Origin of the sequence: Neobacillus drentensis (assembly GCF_036965425.1) — a bacterium.
Classification (GTDB): Bacteria; Bacillota; Bacilli; order Bacillales; family Cytobacillaceae; genus Neobacillus; species Neobacillus drentensis_F.
Genome location: NZ_JBALPP010000137.1, coordinates 20,185 through 27,525 on the forward strand (window position 1 = coordinate 20,185; position 7,341 = coordinate 27,525).

Annotated in this window: 7 protein-coding genes; all 7 read left to right on the forward strand. The window is 38.6% G+C overall.

The genetic code is table 11. The features are described 5' to 3' along the window. The first annotated feature begins 164 nt into the window (after positions 1–164). Positions 165–1,154 (forward strand): ABC transporter ATP-binding protein, encoded by a 990-nt coding sequence (locus V7161_RS26675; protein ID WP_335715828.1) that lies wholly within the window; start codon positions 165–167, stop codon positions 1,152–1,154. Next, the gene (locus V7161_RS26680) at positions 1,151–2,179 is read left to right on the forward strand and encodes an ABC transporter ATP-binding protein (RefSeq protein WP_335715829.1); all 1,029 of its coding nucleotides are present in this window, start codon (positions 1,151–1,153) and stop codon (positions 2,177–2,179) included. Before V7161_RS26675 ends, V7161_RS26680 begins: the two co-directional genes overlap by 4 nt. 16 nt (positions 2,180–2,195) lie before the next feature. Further along, positions 2,196–3,140 carry an ABC transporter permease gene (locus V7161_RS26685; RefSeq protein ID WP_335715830.1) on the forward strand — a complete coding sequence of 315 codons (945 nt, stop codon included), beginning with the start codon at positions 2,196–2,198 and terminating at the stop codon, positions 3,138–3,140. A gap of 37 nt (positions 3,141–3,177) precedes the next feature. Beyond that, positions 3,178–4,002, forward strand: coding sequence for an ABC transporter permease (locus tag V7161_RS26690; RefSeq protein WP_335715831.1), 825 nt, complete (start codon positions 3,178–3,180; stop codon positions 4,000–4,002). A 31-nt stretch (positions 4,003–4,033) separates the two neighbouring features. Further along, positions 4,034–5,599: an ABC transporter substrate-binding protein gene (locus V7161_RS26695; RefSeq protein ID WP_335715832.1), complete on the forward strand. Its 1,566-nt coding sequence runs from the start codon at positions 4,034–4,036 to the stop codon at positions 5,597–5,599. 96 nt (positions 5,600–5,695) lie between these two features. Then, entirely contained in the window at positions 5,696–6,523 is an 828-nt protein-coding gene (locus V7161_RS26700) for a PfkB family carbohydrate kinase (RefSeq protein WP_335715835.1), read from the forward strand. Positions 6,524–6,540: 17 nt separating this feature from the next. Further along, entirely contained in the window at positions 6,541–7,299 is a 759-nt protein-coding gene (locus V7161_RS26705; protein ID WP_335715833.1) for a UTRA domain-containing protein, read from the forward strand. Positions 7,300–7,341: the final 42 nt, after the last annotated feature.

Here is a 7,341-nt window from a genome sequence, read left to right on the forward strand (position 1 = left end):
TAATGAGATTCATAGATAGATAGCGCTTAGCCTATTTAAGGAAGTTAGTTAATATCAAGGTTTATTAAGTAACAACCTTTCCCATGGTGTATAGGTAAAAGTTGAAAAAAAATGACAGACAGGACATACATCATTGATCCTAAAGATTGCTAGGGGAGATACACATGGAAAATGTAATGCTGAAGATTAATAACCTGACAACGGAATTTAAGACCGAAACGGGAATTTTTCCTGCTGTAAGTGGAATTAATCTGACAATTAATAGAGGGGAAACTCTATGTATAGTTGGTGAAAGTGGGAGTGGAAAGACGGTTGGTTCGCTTTCCCTTATGCAGCTTCTTCCTCCTTCTGGAAAAATCGCTTCCGGAGAAATATGGTTTGAAAATACCAATCTTCTTCAACTAAAAAAGAAAGAGATTTCGAATGTCAGAGGGAAATCGATTGCGATGATTTTCCAGGATCCCATGTCTGCACTAGATCCGGTCTTTCCTTGTGGAAGCCAGATTATTGAAGCGATCCGATCCCATGAAAAGGTTTCCCGTAAAGAAGCATCAGAAAAAGCTAAGGAATTATTGAAACAGGTCGGAATTCCCCATCCAGAAACTGTCATGAAAGCCTTTCCGCATGAACTATCTGGAGGGATGTCTCAGCGGGTGATGATTGCCATGGCTTTATCTTGTAATCCCAAGCTGCTTATTGCAGACGAACCTACCACTGCCTTGGATGTAACCGTACAAGCGCAAATTCTGAAATTGCTCAAAAAGATTCGCATTGAGAGAAACATGAGCATCATGCTGATCACACATGATTTGGGAGTGGTTGCAGAAATGGCAGATCGTGTTGCCGTCATGTATGCAGGTCAAATCGTTGAAGAAGGGGATGTAAAATCGATCTTCAATAATCCGAAACATCCATACACAAAGGGTTTGCTGAAGTCGGTTCCTTCGCTGGAAGATTCTAACGGTAAGAAACTGTACACCATTACGGGTTCTGTTCCAAGTATAGCCTCCATGCCTAAAGGCTGCAGGTTTAGCCCCAGGTGCCCAGAAGCTGCATCTGCTTGCTTTGAAATCGAGCCTAAGATGAACCAGCTTGAACAACAAAGTAAGGTAAAATGCCTGATTTTTGAAAAAGGAGGTAAGTGGGAGACGTGAAAAATGACGTACTTTTAGAAGTAAAGCATTTAAAAAAGCATTTTCCTTTAAAGAAAAAAAGTATTTTTTCCAAGCCAGCAGGTTCTGTTAAGGCTGTTGATGATGTAAGTTTTTCAGTGTTTGAGGGTGAGACCTTTGGACTCGTGGGTGAATCAGGATGCGGCAAAAGTACACTTTCACGTCTCATAACGCGCCTAGTAAAAGCCGATAGCGGTGAAATAAATTTTGATGGGCAGGATTTCTTACGGCTAAGCGGGAGTGATTTGAGGAAAGAGCGAAAAAAAATACAAATGGTGTTTCAGAAACCATATGAATCGTTAAATCCGCGAATGACAGTAGGAGAAATTATTGGGGCTCCCTTTGAAATTCATCATGTAGCTAAAGGGGCAGAAAAAGAAAAACAGGTGAAAAATTTACTTGAAATGGTCGGATTGAGCGGCCAGTATGTTAACAGGTATCCACATGAATTCTCTGGGGGCCAGAGACAGCGAATTGGAATTGCCCGTGCCCTTGCGTTAAACCCGAAATTAATTATTTGTGATGAGGCTGTTTCCGCTTTAGACGTTTCCATCCAATCCCAGATATTGAATCTATTAAATGATTTACAAAAGGAATTCAACTTAACGTATCTATTTATTTCACATGATTTATCCGTCGTTAAACATGTAAGCAATCGAATTGCGGTTATGTATTTAGGAAGAATCGTCGAGATTTCGGATGCAAGCGGACTATATGCCAGCCCAAAACATCCCTATACACAAGCCCTTTTATCGGCAATTCCCGTTCCAAACCCAGATCATAAAAAGGAACAAATAATACTGGAAGGTGACGTTCCAAGCCCAGTAAACCCTCCGACAGGCTGCAGGCTCTGTACAAGATGTCCTTATGTAATGCCGATTTGTAAAGAAATAGAGCCGGAATTTATGAATGTTAGTGAAGGACATACGGTTGCTTGTCATTTATATTCCTCATCCAATCAACTACTAAATAATGATACATTACCACTTTCAATAAAAACATCGTAGGAAGGGGGCGATACTATTGGCACGTATATTAGCAGTGAAAATATCAACAGTTTTTATTCAGGTACTTGTGGTGGCAACAATTGTTTTTTCCTTGGTAAGAATCATGCCGGGAGATCCGGCTGTACTTGTACTTGGGACGGAACGTGGAGCTGATCCAGCTGCTGTAAAAGAAATGCGCCACACCTTAGGGCTTGATCAGCCTGTATTAACACAATATTCCAATTGGATATCTGATATGGCAAGATTTGATTTTGGGAAATCCCTTTTTGATGAAATGGATGTAAAAACATTTATATCACAAAGATTGCCGAAAACAATTGAACTTGCGATAGTGGCCATTTTGCTAGCTTCATTGATAGGCATACCATTAGGCATTATTGCAGCATTAAAACGCGGTGGGCTTGTAGATATGGCTCTTTCATCGATCGCTGCATTAGGAATCTCCTTTCCTGTCTATGTAGTGGGAACCTTTTTAATTCTATTTTTTAGTTTTAAATTATTCTTGCTTCCTGCCAGTGGGTATGTGGATTTTGCGGAAGATCCTATTAATCATATCAAAAGAATCATTCTGCCAGCCTTAACACTTGCATTCGGCTTAGCAGCTACCATTGCCAGGATGACACGCTCATCGATGTTAGAAGTTTTAAACAAGGACTTTATTCAAACTTTAAGAGCAAAGGGCCTCTCCGAGAAATCAGTCATTTTTAAACATGCGTTTAGAAATTCAATCATTTCTGTCATCACGGTAATCGGCCTGGAACTGGGTGGTTTAATCGGTGGAACCGTATTAATTGAGTACCTATTTAATTGGCCGGGGATGAGTTCACTTTTGGTAAATTCAATTGCCGACCGGGATTATCCATTAATCCAAGGCTGTATTATTACCATTGCAACCTGTTACATATTCGTAAATTTGGTGGTGGATATTTTGTACGGGATAATGGATCCTAGGACACGATAAGGAATGGACATGAAATGCCGCATAATGAGGTGAAACCATGCTGAAGAAATTTTTGAAAAATAAAACCTTCATAATAAGTTTTGTTATATTACTCCCGATGGTCGTGGTTGCCATTATAGGACCTTGGATTATCCCGCATGATCCGCTTGAAATTCATTCGGATAAGGTCCTTCAACAAAGTTTACCAGGCTACCCGCTTGGAACAGATGAGTTCGGCAGGGATATTCTAAGTCGATTAATTCTAGGGATACGCCCAACACTAATCGTTGCACTGGGTGCTACTTTTATTGCCTTTACATGTGGATCCATTCTCGGTATGTCTGCTGGGTATTTCAGAGGCATATTAGAAAAAACGATTATGAGAATAGTAGATATAGTTCTTTGCTTTCCTCCAATATTACTAGCCTTAATGGTGGTAGGTTTCTGGGGAGCGGGAATTAATAATCTAATGATTATCATCGGGATTGTATACATTCCAAGGTTTGCTCGTCTTGCGTACTCATCGACGATACAAGTAAAAGGCCTTGAATACGTACAAAGTGAGTTATCGCTAGGAGCCTCTCATTTGAGAGTGGTCGGAAAAATTATTTTTCCGAATATCCTTTCTCCTTTAATTATTCAAATCAGCTTAACGATTGCAGCTGCTATCTTACTAGAGTCCGGTTTAAGCTTCCTCGGACTGGGTGTCATCCCACCTGAGCCATCATGGGGACAAATGATTGGACAGTCGAGAGGATATATAAGTTCGAATCCAATGTATGTCCTATGGCCTTCGCTATTTTTAGGCTTGACGATGCTTGCCATTAATCTAATGGGAGACAGCTTACGAGATATCTTAGATCCAAAGTTAAAAACTAAATAATTTTTTCTAATTAAAAAGGGGGATTGAAAGTATGATGAAACGGTTGTCATTGATTCTTAGTATTATTTTAACATTAGTTTTAGTAACGGCATGTGGCGGCACAAGCGAAAAAACTTCTAAATCTGAATCTGGGGGAGGAGCTAAAAAGGGTGGAAATTTAACATTCGGTTTAGCTGGTGAACCTGCCACAATGGATCCTCAAATTCAAAATGGTACACACGGAAGAACAATTAAGTTAGCTATTTACCGTGGGTTGTTAAACTATAATAAGGACGGTAAACTTGAAAATGAATTGGCAAAAGATTATACCGTTTCTGAAGACCAAAAAACCTATACGTTCAATTTACGTGATGCTAAATTCCAAAATGGTGATGCCGTTACTGCTGAAGATGTGAAGTATACTTTTGAGAGAATTATTAAGCCGGACAGTAAGGCTACGTTTAAAACGGAATTGTCAATCATTCAATCTATTGAAGTTAAAGATGAAAAAACGATTTCTTTTACATTAAAAGAACCGTCTGCTCCTTTTGTTCATTATTTAGCGCTGCCTGAATCCGTGATTGTATCGAAAAAATGGGTTGAGGAAAAGGGAGAAAATGCTGATCCAATGGGAGCTGGTCCATTTAAATTTGTAAGCTGGACCAAAGGACAAGATTTAGTAGTAGAGAAGTTCAAAAATTACTACAAACCTGATCAACCAAAATTAGATTCCATTAAGTTTGTCTTCTATCCTGATGAAAATACAAGAGTAAATGCGCTTAGGGCAGGGGATGTAGATTTAATCGAAACGGTTCCTTGGAAAGATGCTGACTCTCTTGCTAAAACACCTGGCATTAAATTGGATAGTGTAAATGGACCATTTATGCAATTACAATTCAATACAAAATTTAAGCCTTTCAATGATCCAAAGGTAAGACAGGCAATTGCTTACGCGATTGATAGAAAATCAATTATTAATACGGCATTTAGCGGCAGGGGAGAAGCTATCTATGGAATGGCTATTCCAAAGGGCTATATGGGCTACAGCGACAAAGTAAATAAATATTTTAAACACGATGTTGAAAAAGCTAAACAGCTTCTAGCTGAAGCAGGGTATCCGAAGGGCTTTAAGGCTCGTTTACTATCAACCTCCCAATTCTCCTTCCATCAGCAAACAGCAGTTGCGGTCCAGGCAGAATTGAAGAAAATTGGTATCGAAGTTGAGTTGGATCTTCCAGATTGGGCGACTCGTATCAACAAGAATACCGAAGGAGATTATGATTTTGTAGTTGCTGGTACAGCTGGCGATATAACGGATGCGGATTGGCTAAGCAATTTCTATAATGGCGGCGATGTTAGACTTAACAACTCTGCTTACTTTAATGATCCAGAGATTAATCAATTATTAATTGATGGCAGAAAAGAATCTGATCCAGCAAAACGTGAAGCAAATTATCAGAAGTTAATTGACCGTGCCATGGAATTATCACCTTTCGTTTACCTATCATGGCGTGAACAAAGCTATGGAATGAAGTCCAATGTAGAAGGCTTTAAGAATCTTGAAGGATTCTTATCTTTCCAATCAGGGGTAACGCTTGAAAATGTTTATCTAAAATAATTTTTAAAAAGGATATACGCAAACCTCTCTTCCCCCTTTAAGAAAAAAATCTTAAGGGGGAACTTTTTCATAAAAGATATTATTAACGGAGAGTGTATAAAAATGAAGTTAATATCAATCGGTGATAATGTGGTAGATTTTTACCAAGATCAGCAACTGATGTACCCGGGGGGAAACGCATTAAATGTTGCCGTATTAAGTAAACGTAATGGTGCAGAAGAAAGTGCCTATCTTGGCATTATGGGGAATGATTCTGCAGCGGCTCATATTATGAACTGTTTAAGCTTAGAAGGGATTAACATCGATCGAATGCGTCGTGCATTTGGACCCAATGGAAAAGCAACAGTATCACTTAACAGTGATGGGGACAGGGGATTTATAGGTACCAATCGAGATAGCAGGGTATCTTCCCTATTAAAATTAAGTCTCACTTTAGAAGATTTCGACTACATTAATCAGTTTGATATAATTCATACCAGCATTAATAGTGATTTGGAGCATGAACTTTCTAATCTGGCTCATAAACCCATTTCATTCGACTTTTCAACAAAAGATCGCTGGAATGAAAATTATTTAAAGCAGGTTTGTCCATATTTGACCGTTGCATTTTTCTCTGGAAGCGGGTTGGAAACATCTGAAATCACTTCTCTTATTGAGAAAGTGCATGATCTTGGAGTGAAAATCGTAGGGGTAACGCGCGGAGCTGAGCCAGTCATTTTTTCAGATCGCAAGGATCTTTATGAACAAGGGCCTGTCTCCACACATGTCGTTGATACTATGGGTGCTGGAGATTCTTTTATTGCAGGATTTCTAACTTCATATTATGATTTACAAGACATGCGAAAGGCATTAATTCAAGCCAGCCATAGTGCAGCCAAAACCTGTACTGAATATGGTGCCTTTGGTTACGGGATAAAAATATAGAGATATGAGGTTATAAAATGAAATTAAATGATGCAAGCTTTACACCTTTATATTCTCAGTTAAAACAAGTGATAAAAGAGGAAATAATTCGTGGGACTTATTTACCTGGGCAACAACTTCCATCAGAATCAGTTTTTTGTGAAAAATACGGAGTGAGCAGGATTACGGCTAGGAGAGCCATTACGGATTTGGTAAAAGAAGGGGTTCTTCAAAGTCTTCAGGGTAAAGGTACTTTTGTAAAAGAAGCGAAGGTAAGGAGAGAGCTTATTTCGGTGGGGGGGTTTACTGAAAGTACGATGGAATCAGGTAAAACTCCAAGCAGTCATATTTTATCAAATACAGTAATATCACCGGATGAACATTTAATATCAGTATTTAAGCTAGATCCCGATGATGAACTTCTTAACTTACATCGTTTACTGCTGATCGATAATGAGCCGTTTATCATTGAAACCTCCTATTACCCACTTAAATTTTTGCCGAAATTAGAGCAATTTATTGGCGAAAAAACCTCCACTTACAAAATTTTGAAAGAGAAATATAATATAGAAATTACCCGATCAGAGAAGACAATGGATGTTGTAACGGCCACCGATTATGAAGCAAAGCTATTTCGATGTGATGTTAGTACCCCATTATATTTAATCGAAAAAACGGCATTTGATCAATACAAAAGGCCAATTCATCTATCAAAGTCCTTATTTGTAACTAGTAAAGTAACATTTACCTTTACGGTTGAAAATGAAGTAAAAACTACCAAAAAGGAAGATAACTAAACATCCTTTTAAAGCAGGGGGAAAAGATGAATCTAAAATTCA

Coding starts and splice junctions, on each gene's coding strand:
- V7161_RS26675 (WP_335715828.1), top strand. CDS start 165: ATGGAAAATGTAATGCTGAAGATTAATAACCTGACAACGGAATTTAAG.
- V7161_RS26705 (WP_335715833.1), top strand. CDS start 6,541: ATGAAATTAAATGATGCAAGCTTTACACCTTTATATTCTCAGTTAAAA.
- V7161_RS26695 (WP_335715832.1), top strand. CDS start 4,034: ATGATGAAACGGTTGTCATTGATTCTTAGTATTATTTTAACATTAGTT.
- V7161_RS26690 (WP_335715831.1), top strand. CDS start 3,178: ATGCTGAAGAAATTTTTGAAAAATAAAACCTTCATAATAAGTTTTGTT.